Raw genomic sequence first — 21570 nt, 5'->3', positions numbered from 1 at the left:
CATTTTAAGGCCGCACCGTCAGCGTCTGTGACAACACCCCAATCGGACCTTTTTCATCATGCAGATGGGTGTGGGTGAGTCCGTGCCCCGCAGGCCCGATGCTCATGGTGGTATCCGCGCCAAACCAGTGCCCCTCGGGGGCGCGGAAGAGGTGGATACTGAGATCAATATTGGGATAGGCCACCTCTTTCGGGTTGTGCTTGAGCACAAGGCCATTGACGATGTCCATCACCGTCATCAGCTTCACCAGCGGCGAGACCTCCACTCCCTCCAGCAGGGGAGTGCGGGAGGAGAGCCAGCCCTGGGCGTGGCCGGGGCTGAGCACCGTGCGGTGGGCGTCCACACTATCGACAAAGGCCCCCTCCCAGGCCTCGAGGAAGTTCCAGCTGGGGATGGCGTAGCGGGAGGGCATGCGCTCTACTGCGGTGGATTCGATGCTGCCGGTATCGAAGGCGGCGGAGAACCAGCCGCGGGCGATCACCACGGGACGCTCGGCGATGATCAGCCGCGCCTGCACCAACTCGATGGTGCGGCCGGGGCGGATCACCTCGGTATCCACTCGCACCTCGCCGATGGGGGCGGTGCCAAGAATGTCAAAGCTGATGCGGGAGAGATCCAGGGTGTCGCCGGGGCGGCGGGCGGCGAAGTCCTCCTGCAGGATGTGGGTGAGTAGCCCCAGGGCGGGCGCTATGTGAATCTCTTGGGGATTCCACGCGCCGGCGGTGAGTTCCGTGGCGACGAACTCGCTGGCACTCGTGCGGGTGAAATAGGAGTTTGACATAGATCACACTCTACTCGGGCTGTAGCCGCGTTTAGGGCCATGTCCCCCGTTTTTGGGCTACTCGAGATGCAGCTCCAGCGCTGGTCGATGCCCCGCCGCCCACTCGGCCTCCACGGCGCGGTAGCACTGGTCGTCCACCGTCAGGCTATCGCCGGCCGCGATGGGTTGATGGGCTAGCGCCCATTGGCACACATCGGCCAGCTGGTTATATACCTCGCTGGGCTGAGCGCTCGAGTGCAGCTGCAGCTCTGGGTGGCCTGCTTCTACCATGCCGATGCTCATGCCTTGGGCGCCCTCGTCGGTGCGGGTGACTATCAGGTCCACGATGTAGGCGGAGACAACGTCGTGACGCACTGCCTCGCTAAACACCTGCGGATCTACTGCGAAGGGGCGGCTGGCGCCGCGAAACACGTGGCACACCGCCACCGCGTCCTCCCGCACGGCTAGGGCGGCGGCAAGTTCGGCGTGCATATAGTTCAGCTCCCGCAGGGTCTCGCGGGCGCGAACCAGCGGCTGCACCTCCGAATGCACCCGCACCTCGAGCTGGGTGCTGGCGCTCGACAGCGGCGTGCGGGGCCCAAGCACGGCGTGGGAGTGAGGTGCGGGATCCTCGGCGCTCTGGGCGCTCAGTACATACTCCACCTGCCCGTCCAGCACGCACACCAGCCCGGCATGCTCCTCGAGGCGGGTCTGCAGCCGATCAGCGAAGATCTTGTGCAGATGCTCGCGCACCTCGTGCGGGGAGGGGCTGCTGCTGAGCAGCACGCGATAGTGGGGGCGCGGGGTGAGAACGGCGGGGTCGACGCTGATGGGGGTCAGCGGCGCGGGGGTAGACGGGCTCATGGGGCTTCTCCTTCTACTGAGGGTCAGTATCCATGCTAGGGATGCGCCGGTTTAGTCGATGTCGGTGAACTTTCGATCCCAGGCGGAACGCGTGGGATTAGCGTCGGCAAGCACCATGTCAAAGCGGTCATTGGCGATTTCGACGATTTCGCTGAGGGTGCGGCGCAGCTCCTGTGCCTCGGAATTTTCCAGTCGGCGCACACCATCGGCGATGATGGTGTCGATGCTGTCGTCGGTGCGCAGGCACGCCACCCAGGGCATACCAAACTTTTCGCGATAGGTCTCGGCCAGCACGTGCAGCTGTTCGGTCTCCACGTCATCGGCTTCGCCCAGACTCACCGAGCCGCGGGCCTGGTTCAGGCGAGAGTCCTCGGAGTCGGTGCTGCTGAGCACCAGGGTGGCCATATCGGGGTAGTCGGCGATCAAGCGGCTGCGCTCCGCGGGCTCGGCCATGAGCACCGCCACCTGCACGGCCTCGCGCAGCGCCTGCACATCCTCAAAGGGGCGGGCCTCCCAGGCGCGGTGCAGCGGCCACTGCTCCTCGTTGAAGAGCGGGGCCAGGGTGGCCACAAACTCCTCGCGCTCCATGGCGTTGATGGTCTCCAGCGAGACCTGGCGGCCCTCGTGGCGGGCCACATCCGAGCCGGACTGTGCGCCGAGGTGGAAGAACACGATATTGAGCACGATGGCGGTGATCGCGCCGATGGTCATGCCGGAGGAGACGAAGATGCGCGCCCACTCGGGCAGGGCCTCGGCAATATCGGGCTTGAAGGTCACCAGCATGGCCAAACCGAGGGCGGTGGTGACGATCACGGCATTGCGGTCATCTTTCCAATCGGCCTTGCCGATGGTCTGCATGCCCACCCACGCCACATTGGCGAAGAGCGCCAGGGAGGCGCCGCCGAGCACAGGCGCGGGAATGGAGGCCACGATTGCCCCAGCCTTGGGCAGCAGGCCCAGCAGAATCATGAAGCCCGCCGCGGAGGCCGCCACCCAGCGCGATTTCACGCCCGTGATGCGCACCAGGCCGACATTCTGGGCGAAGCAGGTATAGGGGAAGGAGTTGAGCACACCGCCGAGCAGGGTGGAGAGGCCATCGGCGCGGATGGCGCGCTCCACATCGGGTTTGCCGATGCGCTTGCGTACGATCTCGCCGGTGGCGAAGACATCGCCGGTGGTTTCCACCATGGTGATCACCATGACGATGAGCAGCGACACAATCGCGGCGGCATTGAACTCGGGGATGCCGAAATAGAAGGGGGTGGTGATGCCCAGCGGGGCGGCGTCGCCCACCTTGGACAGATCGGCGTCGCCGAGCAGCAGCGCCGCGGCAGTGCCCAGCACCAGACCGAAGAGCACCGAGAGCGTGCCCAAGAAGCCGCGGAAGAAGCGCTGCACCAGCACGATCACGGCCAGGGTGGCGAAGGCATAGCTCAGATCGCGGGGATCGGGCGTGCCCTCGGCATAGTTGGTGAAGTCATTGGCAGACACCGCCAGCAGGGAGGTGCCCATCACCAGCAGCACGGTGCCGGTGACCACCGGCGGGAAGAAGCGCAGCAGCCGCCCGAAGAGCGGGGCCACAAAGAAGGTGAAGAGGCCGGCGGCGATCACCGCGCCATAGATGGTGGGCAGGGATTCCACCCCGCCCTCGCCATCGGTGACGCCGAGGCCGATCGCAATAATCGGCGCCACCGCGGTGGTGGTCACGCCCTGCACCAGGGGCAGGCGCACACCGACGTGCTTGCCGATGCCCACCACCTGAATCAAGGTGGCGATACCGCAGGTGAGCAGATCGGCGTTGATGAGGTGAATGGTGGTTTCCGCATCCAGATTCAGCGAGCTGGCGATCAACAGCGGCACGATCACCGCGCCTGCGTAGAAGGCCAGCACGTGCTGCAGGCCGAGGGCCGCGAGCTTGCCGGGGGCGGGAACGTGATGGACAGGATGGGTGCGCTGCACGGCGGTGGGGGTGGAAGTGGCCACGGGTGGCGTCTCTCCTTGTCTCAGAAAAGAAGCTGGAAAGGGCGAATTATGCGCCTTTCACCTTAAAGCCTGCTAAGAAGTGAACCTAGCTGCGGGGCCACGAACTCACCCCCGTGCGCATGGCTTATCGACGCCACGAAGCCGTGAACAGTGTTCGAGTGCTTGTGTTATCGTTGACACATCTGTTGCTAAACGATGTTCATCTCATGCAACACCTATTGCCCACGACACAGGAGTACAGCTATGACCACGGCTACGCAGGACGCCCAGGGTAGCGCCCTTGATGAGAGCACTATTCTCGAGCACGCACGCACCAAGGTGCTTGAGCGCGGCGAGGGATTGAACTATGAGGAGACCCTCGCAGTACTGAATCTGCCCGATGAGAAGATCGAAGAACTCCTCGAGCTGGCCCACCAGGTGCGCCTGAAGTGGTGCGGCGACGAAGTTGAGGTCGAGGGCATTGTGTCGCTGAAGACCGGCGGCTGCCCCGAGGATTGCCACTTCTGTTCCCAGTCGGCCATGTTCAATAGCCCGGTTCGTGCCGCCCGCATCGATATTCCCGAGCTGATCGAGTCCGCCAAGCAGACCCGCAAGACCGGCGCCAGCGAATTCTGCATCGTTGCCGCGGTGCGTGGCCCGGACGAGCGGCTGATGAATGACCTCATCGACGCCACCCACGCCATCAAGGACGAGGTGGATATCGAGATCGCCGCCTCGGTCGGCATGGTCACCCTGGAGCAGGCGCAGCGCCTCAAGGACGCCGGCGTACACCGCTATAACCACAACCTCGAGACCAGCGAGTCCTACTTCCCGCAGGTGGTGACCACCCACACCTTTGATGAGCGCATCGACACCCTGAAGAACGTGCGCCAGGTGGGCATGGAGGTCTGCACCGGCGGCATCTTGGGCCTTGGTGAGTCCCGCGAGCAGCGCGCTGAGTTCGCCCAGAACTTGGCCTCGGTGGATCCCACCGAGGTGCCCATGAACTTCCTCGATCCGCGCCCCGGCACCCCCTTCGCCGACAAGGAGCCCATGGAGGCCAATGAGGCACTGCGTGCCATCGGTGCCTTCCGTCTCGCCCTGCCGAAGACCACGCTGCGCTTCGCCGGCGGCCGCGAGCTCACCCTGGGTGATCTCGGCGCCGAGCAGGGCCTGCTGGGCGGTATCAACGCGGTGATCGTGGGTAACTACCTCACCACCCTCGGTCGCCCCGCCGAAACCGACCTCGACATGCTGGGCAAGCTGCGTCTCCCGATCCGAGCCCTCAATGAGACGATCTGATTCGGACGAGCTGCTCATGGCGGTTCTCACCGGCGAGGAACCGATCTATCACCCCAATACGGGGCAGCCGCTGGATGAGAACGCCGAGCGCAATAAGAAGGGCCTCGCGGAGCTGAGCCGCGGCGCCAAGATCGGGCTCGAGCCGCCGCGCTTCTGCCAGATTTGCGGACGCCGCATGGTCGTCCAGATTATGCCCATGGGCTGGGTGGCGCACTGCTCCCGGCACGGGGAGCTCGACTCCCGCGCTTTAGAACGCTAGGAGGGCAGCTCCTCCGCGGTGCTCGGATACGAGGTTTGGGCCCCGGCTCGGGTCGCGGCGAAGGCACCGACACGACAGCCGAGGGCCGTGGCCTCGATCAGGTCCGCGCCCTCATCCAGCGCCGCGACGAGTGCGCCCGCGCAGGCATCCCCGCAGCCGGTGGTATCCACGGCCTCGACCCGCGGGGAGGGCACCTGCTGGATTCCTTCCGCCGTGGCCACCAGCGCACCCGCGGCCCCCAAGGTGATGATGACGCTGGCGAAGCCTGCCTCGCGCAGCTGCGTCGCCAGCTCCTCGGGGCTGCCCTGGCCCTGTTTCTTATAGAGCTGCGCGATCAGCCCCGCCTCGTGTTCATTGGCGATGAGCGGATCGGCGTGCAGCAGCGCCGCGGGATCCATCTCGATCACGGGCGCCAGATTCACCACCACCCGCACTCCATGGCGGGTGGCCACAGCGATGGCCCGTTCGATGGCGGCGGCCGGAATCTCGCCCTGCACCAGCAGGATGGAGGCCGCGGCAATAAGCTCCTCGTGGGCATCCACCAGCTCTGGGCTCATCGCCGCATTCGCCCCCGGCACCACCACGATGCTGTTCTCCCCATCCGCGGCGACAGTAATCACCGCCAGGCCCGTGGGCCCCTCCACGCTCGTGATGCCCTCCTCACTCATGCCGCTTTCGCGCATGATGGCGCAGGCCGGTTCCGCATAGGAATCCGTGCCCACCGCGCCGATCATATGGACCTGCGCCCCCATCCGGGCCGCGGCCACCGCCTGATTGGCGCCTTTGCCGCCTGGGGCGACCGTACTGCTGTGCCCGAGAAGTGTTTCTCCAGGGACGGGGTGCCGCGTCACGCGCACGGTGAGATCGGCATTGATAGAACCTACGACAGCGATGCTCATGCCCCAGATTTTAGCCGATACCTGCGCAGTCGATGCCGCGGGCGAAGCAGGACGGGACTGGTGTCTCAGCGCTGTCCTAGAATGCGAAGAGTCAAGGATTGTGCGAGGAAGGTGGGTCTATAGCCATGGTGAGAACACATCGACTCGAGCGCGCCCGCGGTGCACTCTATGGGCAATTGATTGGAGATTCTCTCGGCAGTTTGGTCGAGTTCCGCTCGGCGGAGTCGATCCAGGCGCACTACCCGAAGGGGGTACGGCAGCTCGCCGATGGCGGCACCTATGGGCTCAGCGCCGGCCAGCCCACTGATGATTCCGAGATGGCCTTATCCCTTGCCGCCTCCTTGGTGCGGCAGGGCACCTTCGTGCTCGAGGACGTGGCCGCGGCTTATCGACGCTGGGCACAATCCGAGCCTTTCGATATCGGCATTACGTGCTCCTCGGCGCTCAACCGCGGCCAGAAGAATCCCGAGTCCCAAGCCAATGGCGCCCTCATGCGCGTCAGCCCGCTCGGGATCTTCGGCGCCCGGGTGTTGGAGGAGGACCCGCAGGGCGCGGAGCAGCTGGCCGAGTGGGCGCGCCAAGAATGCTCGCTCACCCACATCAATCCGCTGTGCATGGATATTCAGAGCGTGTACGTGCTCACCATCGCCCGCATCATTGCCACCGGCGCGGACCGTGCCGAGGCCCTCGAGATTCTGCAGGCCGAGGCCGCATCCTATCCAGAGGTAGCGGCGCTGGTGGAGGCCCATTGCGAGGTCCCGCCGGCGGAGTACCTCGAACACGAAGGCTGGGTGACCATCGCCTTCGGCAACGCGGTTTACGAGCTGGCCTCGGTCCTGCGCGCCGAGGAGTCGCTGGTGCGCACCGTGGGCAGGGGAGGAGACACCGACACCAATGCGGCCATCACCGGCGCGCTACTGGGCGCGGTCGATGGCATGCACGCCTGGCCCTCGCGCTGGGTGGATGTGATCGATTGCTTCCACCAGAATGAGGCCTCGCCGCGGCCGCGGCCACGGGAGTACTGGCCCAATCACGCCTATGCTCTGGCCGGCCAACTCCTGGGCGCTTAGGGGCTCAGCCGCGGCACGGCGTCGATAAGCGCGCGGGTATAGCTCTGCTGGGGCTGAGCGAAAAGCTCGGCGGTAGCGCCCTCCTCGATCAGCTGGCCCTGTTTGAGCACCATTACCTCCGAGCACAAGGCCTGCACCACGCCGAGGTCGTGGGAGACGAACACCAAGGCCAGCTGATACTCGCGCACCACCTCGGTGAGCAGGTTGATCACCTGGGCCCGGGCGGAGACATCGAGGGCGGAGACAGGCTCATCGGCCAGCAATATCCGCGGTCGCGGGGCAAGGGCGCGCGCCAAAGAGATGCGCTGGCGCTGCCCGCCGGAAAACTCGTGGGGATAACGCCGCGCCACCTCGGCGTCGAGGCCGACATCGGCCAGCACCTCCTGCACCCGCGCGGCCCGCTCCGCCGCACCGAGGCGCGCGGCCCGCAGCGGTTCGGCGATGCTCTCGCCGATGCGCATCCGCGGATCCAAGGACGCAGCTGGGTCCTGGAACACGATCTGCGCAACCTGCTGCAGCGTGCGCGCTGTGGCGGCACGCCCATCGACGAGGATCTCGCCGCTGCGGCTCGACTCGAGCCCCGCCAGCAGCTTCAAGAGCGTGGACTTGCCCGAGCCGGATTCGCCCACCACCCCGAGGCGCTGGCCGGCGCGCAGGCTCAGCGATAGCGGCTCCAAGGCCTGGGTGGTGCGGCGCTGCCGGGCGCGCCAGCCGCGGGAGCGATAGCTTTGGGAGATCTGCTGTGCCTCCAGCACCGCCGGCCCCAGGGTGGGAAACTCCGGCTGGGCATAGGCGTGGCCCGGGCGATAACTCTCATCGGCGCTGCCCACCGTGTACAAGTGCCCGCGGGAATCGCGTGCCGCCAGATCCGAGGCAGCCACCAGCCCGCGGGTGTAGTCGCCGGGCTCGCGCAATACCTGCTGGGTCGTGCCGCGTTCCACGATCTCGCCCTCGCGCATCACCAGCACCCGATCGCAGATCTGCGCCATCACTCCGAGATCGTGGGTGATGAACAACACGGCGGTACCGCGCTGCTCAGTGAGGTGGTTGAGGGTGGCCAGAATGGAGGCTTGCACCGTGGCGTCGAGCGCGGTGGTGGGCTCATCGCAGACGATGAGCTCGGGATCATTAGCCAAGGCGATGGCGATAAGCACGCGCTGGCGCTGCCCACCCGAAAGCTGGTGCGGATAGCGCTCGTAGAGGGCCTCCGGATCGGGCAAGCGCACCTCCTCCAGCAGCGCCAAGGCGCGCCGCTTCAGAGCGGCGGAATCGAGATCCTGCTGGTGCAGCTGCACGGCCTCGCGTACTTGGGGGCCGATCTTCATGAGCGGATTCAGTGCCGTCATGGGCTCCTGAAACACCATGGATATCCGGCGGCCCCGCAGGCTGGCGTAGCGGGCGGGGGAGTAGTCCACTAGGTTGCCCGGCTCGCCGCGCAGCGTGATCCTGCCGCTGGTGTGCAGCGTGTGGGAGTGCAGCCCCATGATGCTCAGCGCGGTCAGCGACTTACCCGAACCGGATTCGCCGATGATCCCGACTTTCTCCCCGGCCGCGATGCTGAAGCTCACCCCGCGCAGCAGCTGGTGCCCATCGCGGGTGCGCACCTGAAGATTGTCTACGTCCAGCACTGTCTCCCTCATTGGCCGGCCTTTCGTGTCGAGTGCAGCCTGGGGTCGAGCAGATCCCGCAGACCGTCGCCGAGCAGGTTGAAGCCCAGCACCGTCAGCGCGATCGCCAACCCTGGCCACAGCGCCAGCTGCGGGGCGGTATAGAGCGAGGCCTGCGCCGATTGCAGCATCCGCCCCCACGACGGCTCCGGCGGTGGGGTGCCGAGGCCGAGGAAGCTCAAGGCCGCCTCGGCGAGAATGGCCAGCGCAAAGGCTACCGAGGCCTGCACGATCACGAGGCTGAGGATATTTGGCAGCACATGCCGCAGCGCGATCGCCCGCCCCGATGCCTGGGACATCCGCGCGGCGGCGATGAAGTCGAGAGAGAGCACGCTGAGGGTTCCGGCGCGGGCGACGCGGGCAAACCCAGGAATGGCGGCGATACCGATGGCCGCCATGGCCGACCACGTGGAGGTGCCAAAGACCGCGCCGAGCACGATGGCCAAGAGCAGCGCGGGGAAGGCGAGAAGGAGATCGGCGCCGCGCATCACCAGCGCATCCATCGCCCCGCCGCGCATGCCGGCGATAATGCCCAGCGGTACTCCACAGAGCATGCCGATGCCCACCGCCACCACGCCCACGGCGAGGGTGATATGCGCCCCAGCCATCAGCTGTGATGCCACGTCTCGGCCATAGCGATCAGTGCCCAGCCAGTGCTGCGCGCTGGGGCCGAGCAGCCGCTCCTCGGGCACCGCGTGAATCGGATCGAAGGGGGTCCACACCAGCGCGATGAGCGCGGTGAGCACCACCGCCGCCACGATGCCACCGCCGATGAGCAGACTGGCCGGCGGGCGCTTGCGCTGCCGCGTGCGGACGCCGCCTGCAGCCGGAGATTCTGTGTGCATCTCTTCTTCCCTCCCGGTGTTAGCGACCGGCGCGGATGCGCGGATCGAGAAGGCTATAGGACAGATCGACGATAAAGGTGGTGAGCAGGGTGATGAGCACGAGCAGCATCACCACGGATTGCACCGCGGTGAGATCACGGCCGGTGACCGCGTCGAGAAGATAGCTCCCCACCCCGGGCAGTACGAAGACGCGCTCAATCACGACCGCGCCCACGATCAGCGCCGCCATCTGCAGCCCGGTGACCGTCACCACCGGCAGGGCGGCATTACGCAGCCCATGGGCGCGCATCGCCTGCCAGACGGTCATGCCCTTGGCGAGGGCGGTGCGCATGAAATCCTGGTGCAGCACATCGAGCACAGCGGAGCGCACATAGCGGGTCATGATGGCCGCCTGCACACTGGCCAGCGCCATAGTGGGCAGGATGAGCCGGGCGATAAACCCCGCCGGATCGGCATTGGGTGGCACCCAGCCATTAGCGGGCAGCAGCCCCCAGCGCACCGAGACGATCGTGACCAACAGGATGCCGGCGAGGAAGCTCGGCAGTGCCACCCCCACCTGACTCAGTGCGGTGATGGCCACTCCATCCGCGCGGTGGCGTCGAATAGCGGCCCACATTCCCAGTGGCACGGCGATCATGAGCGCCAGCGTCATCGAGCAGCCCATGAGAATCAGGCTCACCTGCAGCCGGTCCCACACGATGGGGGTGATGTCCTCACCCGATTGCATGGACACTCCCCAGTGGCCGGTGAAAAACCCGCCAATCCAGGTCAGATACTGCAGCAGTAGCGGGCGATCGGTGCCGAGCTCCGCCTGCTTTTGGCGGATGAGCTCATCAGTGGCATTGACGCCGAGAGCAATGGCGGCCGGATCGCCGGGAATCAGTCGTAGCAGCGCGAAAATCACCACGGAGGCTACAAGCGCGGTGAGCACGAAGCGCATGCCCGCGCGTAGGAGCAGTCGAAACATTAGCTGCGCTCCTTCCCAGACTTCCCATAATCGGGGTCGCGGTGCATCGTGGCCAGCTCCAGGCCCTCGGTGATCTGATCGGCGCGCACGCCACTGACCGCGCGGTCGGTAACCACAATATTGGGGAAATTAAAGAGGGTATCGGCGCCGGCTTCGGCCATGATCTGATCGACCGCCTCTTTCATATAGCGCACCTGCTCCTGGGCAGTGCCGCGATCGGCCTTCTCCAGCAGGGCGCGCACCTCGGGCGAATCAAAGCCCAAATAGTACTCGGGATTGCCAAAAAGCTGCGGAATATCGCGCGGCTCGATGTGCATCACCAGCGACATGTCATAATCCTGCTGCTTGAGCACCTCGTTCAGCCACACCGCTGGGAACTCAGTGGAGCGGATGCTCACATCCAAACCAATATCGCGCAGCTGCGAGACCACGATCTCACTCGCCGCCACCGCATAGGGCAGCGAGGGCACGGAGAATACCACGTGGTTATTGCTCTCATCGATGCCCGCCTCGGCGAGGAGCTGCCGCGCGCGCTCCGGGTCGAAGGGATAGCGGGTGGAGGCTTCATACCAGGGATCCGTGGGCGGCACCGGGGCGCCGCCGGTGTCGATACCGTGCCCGTCCCATGCGGTGTCGATCACGGCCTGGCGGTCGATGCCATACATCACCGCCTGGCGCACGCGGACATCATCGAAGGGAGCGCGGTTGTTGTTCATCGACAACAGCACCTCGCCATTGGTGGTGCCCACCTCGACCGTATAGCGGGCGGGGTCGAAGGTGTGGAGCAGCTCGGGCGACTGCATGGAATAGACCACATCCACGTCCCCGGAGCGCAGCGCGTTCATGGCCGCCACTGCATCGGCGAAATAGCGGATCGCAGCGCCCTGGTTCTGCGGGGCCGGGCCCCAATAGTCATCCCGGGCCCGAAAAGAAATGGAGTGGCCGATAGCAAAATTCTCCACCTCATAGGGGCCCGTGCCCACGGGGGCGCTGGCGAGGGTGTCCATGGCCGAGGGCGTCATCATCGCCCCCACGAGGGTGGCCATATCCCACAGCCATTGATTCGACGACGCCGCCAGCTGCACCGAGACCTCGGTGGGGCTGAGCACCTCGACGGACTCGACGATGTCCATCTTCTTCTTCAATCCATTGCTCCACGCCTCGGAGCGGACGCGGTCGATGGAAAACTTCACCGTCTCGGCGGTGAAGGCATCGCCATTGGAAAAGGTGACATCATCGCGCAGGGTGAAGGTGTAGCGGCGACCATCCTCCGAGACCTCCCAGGAGGTGGCCAGCCAGGGCACAATCTGGCCCTCATCGTCGATGCGCACCAAGGTTTCATACACGTTGCTCATCAGCGCGCCGGGAATGGCCGCGCCGGAGTTGGTGGTGAAGTCGAGGGAGACTGGGGACGCCGAGGCAGCCACCACAATGTCGTTAGCCCCAGCCACGCGGCCCACCTGTACTGCGGTGGAGCCGGCGCTGCAGCCGCTGACTCCCACGGCGAGTGCCGTGGCGAGCGCGGCGGTCCTTAGGCCCGTGCGGTCGCGCCGCGAGCGGCGAGAGGGGAGATTCATACTTGCACAGGCTAGTCGGCTGAGTGGCGTTCTCAGGAATGCGGGGGATCGGTGCAGACGCGGGTTGAAGCGCGGCTAAGGGAGAAAGCCTGCCTAGAATGAGCCCCATGACTGAGGCAGGACAACCAGCGGCACGACGCGGCACAGACCGAGACATCATTGCGGTGCGGATGAGTGGCGGGGCGATCCTGCGCTCGAAAACAACCGCGCTGTGCGTGGTGTTTGTGCTTGTTCTCGGCCTGATCGGGGCGGCGCTGCTGGGGGCGTGGGCCGCGGAAACCCACGAGACTCTCCGCACCCTCTATGGGGTGGCGGCGGCTCTACCGATCGTCGGCGTGGTCATCACGCTGCTGCAATTTATTCGCTTCGTCTTTCACGCCCGCCGGCGGCGAGTGATCGTGGGACGCATGATCACGATCCCCGCCTCGGGGGTGAGCTTTCACCGCGATCAGCTGCACCGCGTAGATATTTGGTCGGAGCATCGCGACGGGGCGATCACCACCTACATGACGCTGGTGCCGGCGCATATCGAGCAGCGGGTGGACGCGCACCAGCTGGCCCATGAGGTGCCCGCCATTCTGCGTGATTATTGTGTGCGCCTGCCCCGCGGCAGCCGCCCCACCGCCTATGAGCTGGCGGATAGCCTCCGTGAGGACAATCCGCAGCTCGAGGTGAATAAGATCGGCAAGATCGCCTAGGCCGGCACCACTGTCTCGCGGACCGGAGCGGGCAGGGGGCGACGCGGCGGGAGGACGCTATCGAGGATGAGCCCGACGATGATGAGGGCGAGGACCGGCAGCACCCAGCCGAGCTGTTGCTCATGCATCGGTGCCCAGCCGAGGAGACGCTCAATGCTCTCGCTGGCCACGCCGACCGAGGACAGGGAAGCCAGCAGCGACCACACCACCGCGCCCCACACGCCCAGACGGAAGGTGTAGAACAGCCGGCGGCTCTTCCACAGCGGCGCCAGCAGCGTGATGGCCACCAAGGTGATCGCGGGCGGGTAGAGGAAGCCGATGATGGGGCCGGCGATCGCCAATACGGACTGCAAGCCCACCGTGGACACGGCGAAGGAGATGAGGGTGAAGACCAGCACCCACTGCTGATAGCTCACGGCTGGCAGCAGGCGGTGGAAGAACCCGGAGGTGGAACCGATAAGCCCGGCGGCGGTACCGATGCACGCCAGTAGCACCACCATGCCGAAGAGCACACGCCCAGGCTGGCCCATGGTCACATAGGCGATATCGGTGAGGATCGCGGCGCCGTCCTCGTATTGCTCGGGGTTGGGCACCACGCGGCCCACCATGCCGAGGGCGATATAGACCGCGCCGAGCAGCACCCCAGCGCCGACGGCGGCGATGATGGCGCCCCGCTTCAGCCCCATGCCATCGGGGGAGCCCAGGCCCTTTTCGCGCAGCGCGGAGATCACCACGATGCCGAAGGCGAGGGCGGCCACCGAGTCCATGGTCAGATAGCCTTCGATCAGCCCAGTGGGGCCGGGGTGCTCGGCGAACTTCTCGGCGGCAGCCACCCCAGTGGGATCGAGCTGGCGCAGCGCCATGACCACCATGAGCACCAGCAGGATGAGGAGCACGGGGGTGAGCCACTTGCCGATGCGATCAATCAGGCCGGTCTCGCGGTAGCACATGAGCCAGACCACCACGAAGTACACCGCGGAGAAGGCCACGGTGGCGGCGCGGGAGTCCACGCCGAATACGGGGGAGAAGGCGGTGGAGTAGCTCACCACCGCGGTGCGGGGCACGGCGTAGAACGCGCCGATGGAGAGATAGATGAGCACGGGGAAGACCACGCCGAAGAACCGACCCGCCTGGCGCGATAAGTCCAGCACGTCCTCGCCGGAGATCACCACCGCGATCATCGACACCACGGGCAGGGCCACCCCGGCGGCGAGGAAGCCAAGAATGGCGGGGGCGAAGTGGGTGCCGGCTTGGGCGCCGAGAATGGGCGGGAAAATGAGGTTGCCGGCACCAAAGAACATCGAGAACAGCATGAGTGTCGCCGTGGTGAGGGTGGCGAACACTGCCGTGGATTGCACAGCCGAGCGAGCGGAGTCAGACATCGGAAGAGAGCTTTCTAGACAGAATGTGAGCTATCGACTCAGCAGCCTAGCAGTACTGGTCCTACCACTCGTTCTTCGGTATGCGCTGCGTGCTCAACGTCACTGTGCCCGACGCAGCAGTTCCACGAAGGTCTCGAGGTTCTCCGGCGGGGTCGCGAAGTTCAACCGGGCGCAGTGCGCATAGCGCCCCGCGGGGGCGAAGGTGGCGCCATCGTTGAGCACCACACGGCAGTGGTGTTCGAGATATTCCGCGGCCGTCTCCTCGCCCTCGGCGAGGGCGGTATCGCCGAAGTCGAGCCACATCAGGTAGGTGGCCTCGGGGGCGCTGGCCTTAATTCCAGGGAGGGCCTCGGGTAGGGCGTGGAGCAGGTAGTCGCGATTGCGGCGCAGCAGTTCTAGCTGCTCATCGAGATAATCGGTGGAGGCGGTATAGGCGGCCGCAGCGCCGACGAGACCAAGCGTGGAATAGCCGTCGGTGACCAGCGGCCCCGCCGCCTGAAAGGCTGCCTGGTGGTCCGGGTTGGTGAAATACATTTGGGCGCATTTCAGCCCAGCAATATTCCATGCCTTCGAGGTGGCGGTGGCGGTCACGCATACCCGGCGGGCGTTCTCGCTCATCGAGGCCACCGGCACATAGGGGCGCTCATAGCAGATGGGAGCGTGGATTTCGTCCACGATCACGAGCATGCCCAGCTCGGCGGCGAGATCGGTGAGCTGCACCAGATATTCGCGCTCATAGATCACGCCCAGGGGATTGTGTGGGGAGCAGAGAATGAGCACCCGGCCGCCGCGGGCGTGAGCCTGCCGGATCTGCTCCAGACTGGGCTGGGGGTCTGCGTCGATACACAGCATCTCGCGGCCGGTGATCCGCGGCAGCTCGAGGAAGGGCATATAGGCCGGCACAGGCACGATGATGGCGTCCTCGGGTGAGCTGAGCAGCTCAATGGCCAGCTGCACCGAGCGGACCACGTCGGCGGTGACCTCCACCTGTTCGGGCTCTGGCGCCCAGCCATAGCGCTGGCGATAGAAGGCGCTCATCCCTTCTTTCACACCCTCAACCTGCACGGGGTAGCCGAAGGCTTCGCGCTCCACCGCCTGCCGCAGCGCAGTGATCACATCGGGGTGGGTGGAGAAGTCAGATTCGGCGATCCACAGCGGCAGCAGCGCTGGGTCATAGGTATTCCACTTGCGTGTGCCTCGCCGGCGCAGCGTGTCGTTATCGAGGAAGTGACAAACCATGGCCTCTATTGTGCATGTGCCCGACCGCCTATGCCTAGCCGCTATGGTGGGTGAGTATGAACGCCCCCGAACTCGTGGTTGTGCTTGATAGCCACAATCAGCCCATCGGCACCGCACTGAAGTCCGAGGTGCACAGCACGGACACCCCCTATCATCTGGCCTTTTCCTGTTATGTCCAGGATGCGCAGGGCAGGGTGCTGCTCACTCGTCGGGCGCTGAGCAAGGCCACGTGGCCGGGGGTGTGGACCAATAGTTTTTGTGGGCATCCCGCCCCCGGTGAGGAGGCTGTGGCGGCGATCGCGCGCCGCGCCCGCTATGAGCTCGGGATTGAGGGGCTGCACGGCATCGAGCAGGTACTACCCACCTATTCTTATCGCGCGGTGGATTCCAGCGGCATCGTGGAGCACGAGTTCTGCCCCGTCTACATTGCGCGTATCGACGCCACCTCCCAGCTGCAGCCCGCCCCTTCCGAGGTCGATTCCTATGGCTGGGCCACCCCGGCCGAGCTGGCGGCCGCGGTGGATGCCACCGGCTTTGCCTTCAGCCCGTGGATGGTGGACCAGCTCAGCCACCGCGCGCTCCGCGATGCACTGGGCTGTCCCTGATAGGGGCCGGAGCTAGCCGGCGATAGAACGGACCGCACCCAGCGGGAGCCACATCCAGTCGGGGCGGTTATTGGCCTCATAGGCCACCTCGTAGAGCGCCTTATCGAGCACGAACGCATCCAAGATATCGAAATTATCTTGGTTGCTTGGATCGAAGTGATAGCCGTCCAGCAGGGAGGCGGTGGCGGTATCAGACCACAGCTGCCGGCTCTCTGCGGTGCCGGCGTGCTCGAAATTGGCGGCGTAGTCGAGAGAGCGGATCAGCCCCGCGAGATCCCGCAGCGGGCTGTCCATGCGCCGACGTTCCGCCAGCGGCCGGGCGGGCTCGCCCTCGAAGTCGATGAGAATATATTTCTCGCCCTGTTTCAGGGTTTGTCCCAAGTGGAGATCGCCGTGGACCCGCTGCACCGGCACCTCGAGATCCTGTAGGCGTTGATATACCGCCCGCGCCTTCTCCGCGAAGGGCGCCAGATCGGGCACCTGGGCCAGCACATCCTCCAAACGGTCGCTGAGGGCCTGGGCCACCTGGGAGCCGGGTACGGTCTCCGTGCCGAAATGACGGGCCAGCAGCTGGTGCACCTCGGCGGTGGCCACACCGAGGTTGCGGGCGGAGTCAGAGAAGTCCGCGCCCGCGCGGACCGCGGCGAGGGCATCGACCCAGCCATCGGTGGCGTGGTGCACAAAGTCCTGCACCATGCCGGTAATCATTGTCTCGCCCTCGATCTCGTGGGTGAGATATCCCCGCAGCGGGGCGATATGGCTGCAGTGATGCTCCGAGAGCCCAGCCAGAAGCTCCACATCGGGGTTGATGCCGCCGGCGAGCTTGCGGAAGAACTTCACGATCACCGTCTCGCCGAAGATGATGGAGGTATTGGATTGCTCGCCCTCGATTACGCGGCCGAGTGCCCCCGCTGGCAGGAGCGGCTGGGTGGCGCCGGGCACGGCATGAACCGCGCCGCCGCCGGGCAGAGAGTCGCTGGTGATGAGCTCACCCATGCGGGCCGCATAGGCCGGCTGGGCGAGCACATCGGCGTTGTTCTCGTCGAGAAGCAACTGATATAGATCGGAGCCGCTCGCTCGGTGTACGCGTGCCACCACCCATCTGATGTCGTCGCTGCCGGTGAGCGGGGCGGTATGCACCACCTCAATATCGGTGATGGCCTCAGATTTTGCGCCATAGAAGCGCTGGGCGGCCAGCATGGTTGCGAGTGCGGAATCCATGATCAGCTCCTAAGCGTCGGGATCGGTGAGTTCGAACCAGAAGAATCCGTGCGGGGCCAGGGTGACCACCCAGGGCTGCTCGGTGATCTCGGGGAAGTGCTCGCCGCCGCTGAGTTCCACCGGCACGCGGCCGGCGAACTCGGAGAGGTCGAGGGAGACGGCCTGCGGGCGGCGCGACATATTGTTCACGCACAGCAGGGTTTCCTTTTCATCGCGCAGCAGATAGCTGAGGATGGCGAAGTTCTTGGCGGGCACCTCGGTGAACTCGCCGAAGCCGAAGGCGGAGTGCTGCTTGCGGGTCTGAATCAGATTGCGGGTCCAGTGCAGCAGCGAGTTCTCCCCAGCCATCTGGGCCTCCACGTTGAGGGCGTCGTAGCCGTATTGGGAGTTCTGGATGACCGGCAGATAGAGCCGCTCCGGATCGGCCTTGGAGAAACCACCATTGCGGTCGCTGCTCCACTGCATGGGGGTGCGCACGCCGTCGCGGTCGCCGAGCCAGATGTTATCGCCCATGCCGATCTCATCGCCGTAGTAGAGCACCGGGGATCCGGGCAGGGAGAGCAGCAGGCCGGTGAAGAGCTCCAGCTGGTTGCGATCGCCCTCGAGCAGCGGGGCGAGGCGGCGGCGAATACCCACATTCGCCTTCATGCGCGGCTCCTTGGCGAATTGCTCGTACATGAAGGCGCGCTCCTCATCCGTCACCATCTCGAGCGTCAGCTCATCGTGGTTGCGCAGGAAGATACCCCACTGCGCCGAGGACGGAATGGAGGGGGTGTCCTGGAGGATCTCGGAAATGGGGCGACGAGACTCGCGTCGCACCGCCATGAAGATGCGCGGCATGAGGGGGAAGTGGAAGGCCATATGGCACTCATCGCCCTCGACGGGCTCGCCGAAGTATTCCACCACATCGGCCGGCCACTGATTGGCCTCCGCGAGCAGCACCCGGCCTGGGTACTCCTCGTCGATGACCTCGCGGCAGCGCTTGAGGAAGTCGTGGGTTTTGGGCAGGTTCTCGCAATTGGTGCCCTCTTCTTCGAAGAGATAGGGCACCGCATCGAGGCGGAATCCGTCCAAGCCGAGGTCGAGCCAGAAGCGCAGCACATCCAGCATGGCTTCCTGGACCTCGGGGTTTTCGTAGTTGAGATCCGGCTGGTGGGAGAAGAAGCGGTGCCAATAATACTGCTCGCGCTCCGGATCCCAGCTCCAGTTGGAGGTCTCGGTATCGACGAAGATGATGCGGGCATCGGCGTATTTCTTGTCGGAATCGCTCCACACATAGAAATCCCCATAGGGCCCTTCTGGGTCCTTGCGGGATTCCACAAACCACGGGTGCTGGTCGGAGGTGTGGTTCATCACCAAATCAGTAATGATGCGGATGCCGCGCTTGTGGGCCTTGTCCACCAGCTCCACGAAATCATCCACCGTGCCGAACTCGGGCAGCACCTCGCGGAAGTTGCGGATATCGTAGCCGCCATCGCGCAGCGGAGAGTCATAGAAGGGCGGAAGCCAGAGGCAGTCCACGCCCAGCCACTCCAAATAATCCAGCTTGGAGATCAGACCCTGGAGGTCACCGGAGCCGGAATTTGTGGAGTCATGGAAGGCGCGGACGAGCACCTCGTAGAAGACGGCCTCCTTGTACCATCCCGGCTCGAGGCTATTCTCGGCCATTTTCGGGGTGGCATAGTCCTCGGAGGAGGGTTCTACGACATAGCCTTCCGCATCCACTTCCGTTTCAGCGGCGGGCTCCTGGTGTGCGAGTTTCAAAGGGTCTTCAGCCATACAGACCAGATTAGAGAAAACTCCCGGCGCGCGCGGCAGCGGATCCCCTTTAGGCTTCGAGGGCGGCCCGCCGGCGAATGCGGTGCTGGCCGATATCGGTGGCCGTCGCTTCGTCCATGCCGCGGGAGTAGGCGTGCGGATCGAAGGTCCGGCCCTCGGCGCTGCGGGTGCTTAAGGAGGCATCGCCGATAAATTCGGCACGAGCGGCCCGTGCCAGGGAGGCGTCGTCGATAAGCGCCAGCTCATAGCTGCTGGAGGACTCGGCGGCCTGCTCCTCGGCTGCGGCGAGCCGGCTGGAGATCATGGTGATGAAGCCGCGCATGAAACTGCGGCGCAGCGTCACCGTGGAGGAATAGCCGCCGCTGTGGGCATCGTGGCGGAGGGTGCTGGCCCGCACCAGCATGATCGGGTTGATGAGGGTGTAGAGGGTAGACACCCGTTCGAGGTGCCGGAGGCGGCCAAAGACCACAGCCTCGCCGACTTTCACCGAGCGGTAGGTGGAGTAGACGAAGCCCTCGCAATGCAGGGAGCGGGCAATCGCCATGAGCAGTGTGCTTTGCATATCGGTATAGGAGCCGCCGAACTCGATATGCATATGGCTGACGGTATCGCTGGGATCCTCGGTGTCGAGGTCGCGCTCGTCGAGCTCGTAGCGCGCCATGAGCTCGAAGGCTTTGGCGAAGTAGGTATCGCCCTCCTCGGTGCCGGCGCGATCGCGGGCCTGGCTGAGGATTTTCTGGATTTTGTCTTTGATGGTGTCGAGTGAGCTGGCCATGGGAAATCTCCTGAAGTGGGTGTAGCTAGAAAGCGGATGAGTGATGTATCCGCAGACTAAATGCCCGAGCCCCGCCGTGGGCGCCCGTTGGCCAGAATGCGGGCAGGGCTGTGCATAAGGGGTTTTTCTATCCACAGCCTGCCGCCGCCCACGGGCTAGTATCCGCAGGCCACCGTGGTTATTCCCAGGCCTCGCGCCGGGCCGCTCTGCGCTGCTGCACCGGCAGCCGGAAGTGCACGCGCACCCCGTAGAGCGGATCGCTGACCACCTGCGGCGGCGCGGCGGGATCGCTTAGGGACAGCGACAGCGCCGCCCGGTTGCCGCGGCCGGGCTCATGGCAGGGCCAGGAGGGGCGCTGGCCCTGTGCGAAATCCACCAGCAGCTGGTGCACTTGGCCGGCCCGCGGGGCCAGCCGCTGCGGATCGCCCGCGGCGAAGGTGGCGACCATGGGGGAGGAATGCTCCAGCATGTCGAAGGCGAGAAGCAGATCCACGCAGTGCAGCGCCGGTGTGCCGTTCTCGGCATCGCCGGCAAACTGCACCAGCCACGTAGAGCCGGACTCGCGCTCTGTCGCGGCCTGCACCCAGCGGGTAATAGAGGAATCGGAGGCGAAGCGGCGCGCCACCTGCTTCGGGTAGTGTGTGTCCGCCCAGTGCAGATAGCTGCGGGCGCTATGCAGCAGGAATTGCCCGGCCAGCAGCCGTATCCCGAGCTTCGCCAGCCACGGCGCGTGCTCATCCATCCATGCGGCGCTGGGTTCGAGATACATCTCGTGCTCGGTGTAGGTGAGCAGAATATCCACATCCGCCAGCTCGCCGGGGATGAAGGGATAGGGGCCCACCGCGGGGCCATAAAAATAGCGCCGCCGCAGCGAGGCATAGCCCTTCGCCAGCTTTCTGGGCTTGCGCGCGGCCAGGTTATTCAGCGAGGTCTGGGTGATCGGGGCGCCGAGGGCGCTGCGCAGCCAGCCGCGGCGGGCGAAGAAATCCTGTGGCGGATAACCGGGCGACATCGCCACCAGACGGCGAAAGGTGCCGGTGTAGTGGTCGCGCCGGGCCAGCCACAATGCGATGCCGGCCCCGGCGGATTGGCCCACCAGGGTGACATTGGTGGGGTCGCCACCGAAGGATTCGATGCAGCGCTGGATCCAGTCGAGCCCCAGCTGCACATCACTGACCCCGCGGTAGGCAAAGCTCTCATCGGCGCGGAATTGGGCGAAGCCCTCGAGCCGCATGCGATAGCCGATAGAGACCACGATGGCCCCGGAGTGGGCGAAGGCGTGGGAGCGATACCAGGAGCCGTCATAGTGGTCGGATTCGTAGCGCCCGCCGTGCACATAGGCGATCACCGGGAGATCGGCGGGCACCCCATGCTCTGCGCGCGGTACTGCGGACACGGGGGCGATCACGCTCAGCCCCACCGGGCGCTGGCGTGGGGTGGTGGCATCGATGACCTCGGTGGCGGCGTCGGCCTGCTCGGGGAAGTCAAAGGGCTGCTCGTAGTGCACGTGGGGAATGCCGCAGAATTCGGCCACCCCGTCCTCGTAGACTCTCCCGCGGATCGATCCCGCGGGAGTCGATACGGTGATCGTGTTCTCACTCATGGCTGTCCATGCTATCGCAGGGGCGAGTCTTTTCCCCAAGAAAAGCAGTGGCGATCGCTTATCGACGCCGCCTCGCCGGCGTGCTCCTTATTGATA

At 65.3% G+C, this 21570-nt stretch carries 19 protein-coding genes; 5 read left to right on the top strand and 14 right to left on the bottom strand.

The window, feature by feature from the left end; all coding sequences use genetic code 11:
- Window positions 1-4: 4 nt before the first annotated feature.
- From KR227_RS05155 to KR227_RS05145, 3 genes are read right to left on the bottom strand one after another with little or no spacing between them, the layout of a single operon-like run.
- The gene (locus tag KR227_RS05155; RefSeq protein ID WP_218364130.1) at window positions 5-781 is read right to left on the bottom strand and encodes a thioesterase family protein; all 777 of its coding nucleotides are present in this window, start codon (window positions 779-781) and stop codon (window positions 5-7) included.
- A 57-nt stretch (window positions 782-838) separates the two neighbouring features.
- Window positions 839-1624 carry a hypothetical protein gene (locus KR227_RS05150; RefSeq protein WP_218364129.1) on the bottom strand — a complete coding sequence of 262 codons (786 nt, stop codon included), beginning with the start codon at window positions 1622-1624 and terminating at the stop codon, window positions 839-841.
- Between the two features lie 51 nt (window positions 1625-1675).
- On the bottom strand, window positions 1676-3607 hold the full coding sequence (locus KR227_RS05145) for a solute carrier family 23 protein (RefSeq protein ID WP_370625170.1): 1932 nt from the start codon (window positions 3605-3607) through the stop codon (window positions 1676-1678).
- 243 nt (window positions 3608-3850) lie between these two features.
- On the opposite strand from KR227_RS05145, the gene bioB reads away from it, so the two are divergent.
- Complete coding sequence (gene bioB, locus KR227_RS05140) at window positions 3851-4888, top strand: biotin synthase BioB (RefSeq protein WP_151529140.1); 1038 nt, start codon at window positions 3851-3853, stop codon at window positions 4886-4888.
- Window positions 4875-5147, top strand: a complete 273-nt coding sequence (locus tag KR227_RS05135; RefSeq protein ID WP_151529141.1) for a hypothetical protein — start codon at window positions 4875-4877, stop codon at window positions 5145-5147. The genes bioB and KR227_RS05135 overlap by 14 nt, the downstream gene beginning before the upstream one ends.
- On the opposite strand, the gene KR227_RS05130 is transcribed toward KR227_RS05135, so the two are convergent.
- On the bottom strand, window positions 5144-6046 hold the full coding sequence (locus KR227_RS05130; RefSeq protein WP_218364128.1) for a ribokinase: 903 nt from the start codon (window positions 6044-6046) through the stop codon (window positions 5144-5146). The genes KR227_RS05135 and KR227_RS05130 overlap by 4 nt on opposite strands.
- 125 nt (window positions 6047-6171) lie before the next feature.
- Between KR227_RS05130 and KR227_RS05125 the strand changes: the two genes are divergently transcribed.
- Window positions 6172-7116 carry an ADP-ribosylglycohydrolase family protein gene (locus KR227_RS05125; protein ID WP_218364127.1) on the top strand — a complete coding sequence of 315 codons (945 nt, stop codon included), beginning with the start codon at window positions 6172-6174 and terminating at the stop codon, window positions 7114-7116.
- On the opposite strand, the gene KR227_RS05120 is transcribed toward KR227_RS05125, so the two are convergent.
- Genes KR227_RS05120 through KR227_RS05105 form a run of 4 tightly spaced genes read right to left on the bottom strand, consistent with a single transcriptional unit; the run spans window position 7113 to window position 12172 of the window.
- A complete protein-coding gene (locus KR227_RS05120; RefSeq protein WP_218364126.1) occupies window positions 7113-8756 on the bottom strand; it encodes an ABC transporter ATP-binding protein in 1644 nt (547 codons plus the stop codon). The two genes, KR227_RS05125 and KR227_RS05120, sit on opposite strands and share 4 nt — an antisense overlap.
- Window positions 8753-9628 (bottom strand): ABC transporter permease, encoded by an 876-nt coding sequence (locus KR227_RS05115; RefSeq protein WP_218364125.1) that lies wholly within the window; start codon window positions 9626-9628, stop codon window positions 8753-8755. The genes KR227_RS05120 and KR227_RS05115 overlap by 4 nt, the downstream gene beginning before the upstream one ends.
- 19 nt (window positions 9629-9647) lie before the next feature.
- Window positions 9648-10595, bottom strand: a complete 948-nt coding sequence (locus KR227_RS05110) for an ABC transporter permease (protein ID WP_218364123.1) — start codon at window positions 10593-10595, stop codon at window positions 9648-9650.
- Window positions 10595-12172, bottom strand: a complete 1578-nt coding sequence (locus KR227_RS05105) for an ABC transporter substrate-binding protein (protein ID WP_218364121.1) — start codon at window positions 12170-12172, stop codon at window positions 10595-10597. The genes KR227_RS05110 and KR227_RS05105 overlap by 1 nt, the downstream gene beginning before the upstream one ends.
- A 107-nt stretch (window positions 12173-12279) precedes the next feature.
- Between KR227_RS05105 and KR227_RS05100 the strand changes: the two genes are divergently transcribed.
- Window positions 12280-12870, top strand: coding sequence for a hypothetical protein (locus KR227_RS05100; protein WP_218364119.1), 591 nt, complete (start codon window positions 12280-12282; stop codon window positions 12868-12870).
- Here the strand turns inward: KR227_RS05100 and brnQ are convergent.
- The gene (brnQ, locus tag KR227_RS05095) at window positions 12867-14252 is read right to left on the bottom strand and encodes a branched-chain amino acid transport system II carrier protein (RefSeq protein WP_255549102.1); all 1386 of its coding nucleotides are present in this window, start codon (window positions 14250-14252) and stop codon (window positions 12867-12869) included. The two genes, KR227_RS05100 and brnQ, sit on opposite strands and share 4 nt — an antisense overlap.
- 99 nt (window positions 14253-14351) lie before the next feature.
- On the bottom strand, window positions 14352-15491 hold the full coding sequence (locus tag KR227_RS05090) for a MalY/PatB family protein (RefSeq protein WP_218364117.1): 1140 nt from the start codon (window positions 15489-15491) through the stop codon (window positions 14352-14354).
- A gap of 56 nt (window positions 15492-15547) precedes the next feature.
- Here KR227_RS05090 and idi point away from each other — a divergent pair, with 56 nt between their 5' ends.
- Window positions 15548-16096, top strand: a complete 549-nt coding sequence (gene idi / locus KR227_RS05085; RefSeq protein WP_218364115.1) for an isopentenyl-diphosphate Delta-isomerase — start codon at window positions 15548-15550, stop codon at window positions 16094-16096.
- Window positions 16097-16108: 12 nt separating this feature from the next.
- On the opposite strand, the gene KR227_RS05080 is transcribed toward idi, so the two are convergent.
- The 4 genes from KR227_RS05080 to KR227_RS05065 all read right to left on the bottom strand — a co-directional run bounded on the left by KR227_RS05080 (window position 16109) and on the right by KR227_RS05065 (window position 21474).
- On the bottom strand, window positions 16109-17317 hold the full coding sequence (locus KR227_RS05080) for a phosphotransferase (protein WP_218364113.1): 1209 nt from the start codon (window positions 17315-17317) through the stop codon (window positions 16109-16111).
- A 9-nt stretch (window positions 17318-17326) separates the two neighbouring features.
- Window positions 17327-19096, bottom strand: a complete 1770-nt coding sequence (gene treS / locus KR227_RS05075; RefSeq protein WP_151529152.1) for a maltose alpha-D-glucosyltransferase — start codon at window positions 19094-19096, stop codon at window positions 17327-17329.
- A 49-nt stretch (window positions 19097-19145) separates the two neighbouring features.
- Window positions 19146-19871 (bottom strand): DUF2786 domain-containing protein, encoded by a 726-nt coding sequence (locus tag KR227_RS05070; RefSeq protein WP_218364111.1) that lies wholly within the window; start codon window positions 19869-19871, stop codon window positions 19146-19148.
- 178 nt (window positions 19872-20049) lie between these two features.
- On the bottom strand, window positions 20050-21474 hold the full coding sequence (locus tag KR227_RS05065) for a carboxylesterase family protein (RefSeq protein WP_218364109.1): 1425 nt from the start codon (window positions 21472-21474) through the stop codon (window positions 20050-20052).
- Window positions 21475-21570: the final 96 nt, after the last annotated feature.

This window comes from Corynebacterium sp. TAE3-ERU30 (assembly GCF_019209925.1).
Taxonomy (GTDB): domain Bacteria; phylum Actinomycetota; class Actinomycetes; order Mycobacteriales; family Mycobacteriaceae; genus Corynebacterium; species Corynebacterium megadyptis.
The sequence above is the reverse complement of the archived record's forward strand: the minus strand, read 5'-3'. Positions and strand labels throughout refer to the sequence as shown.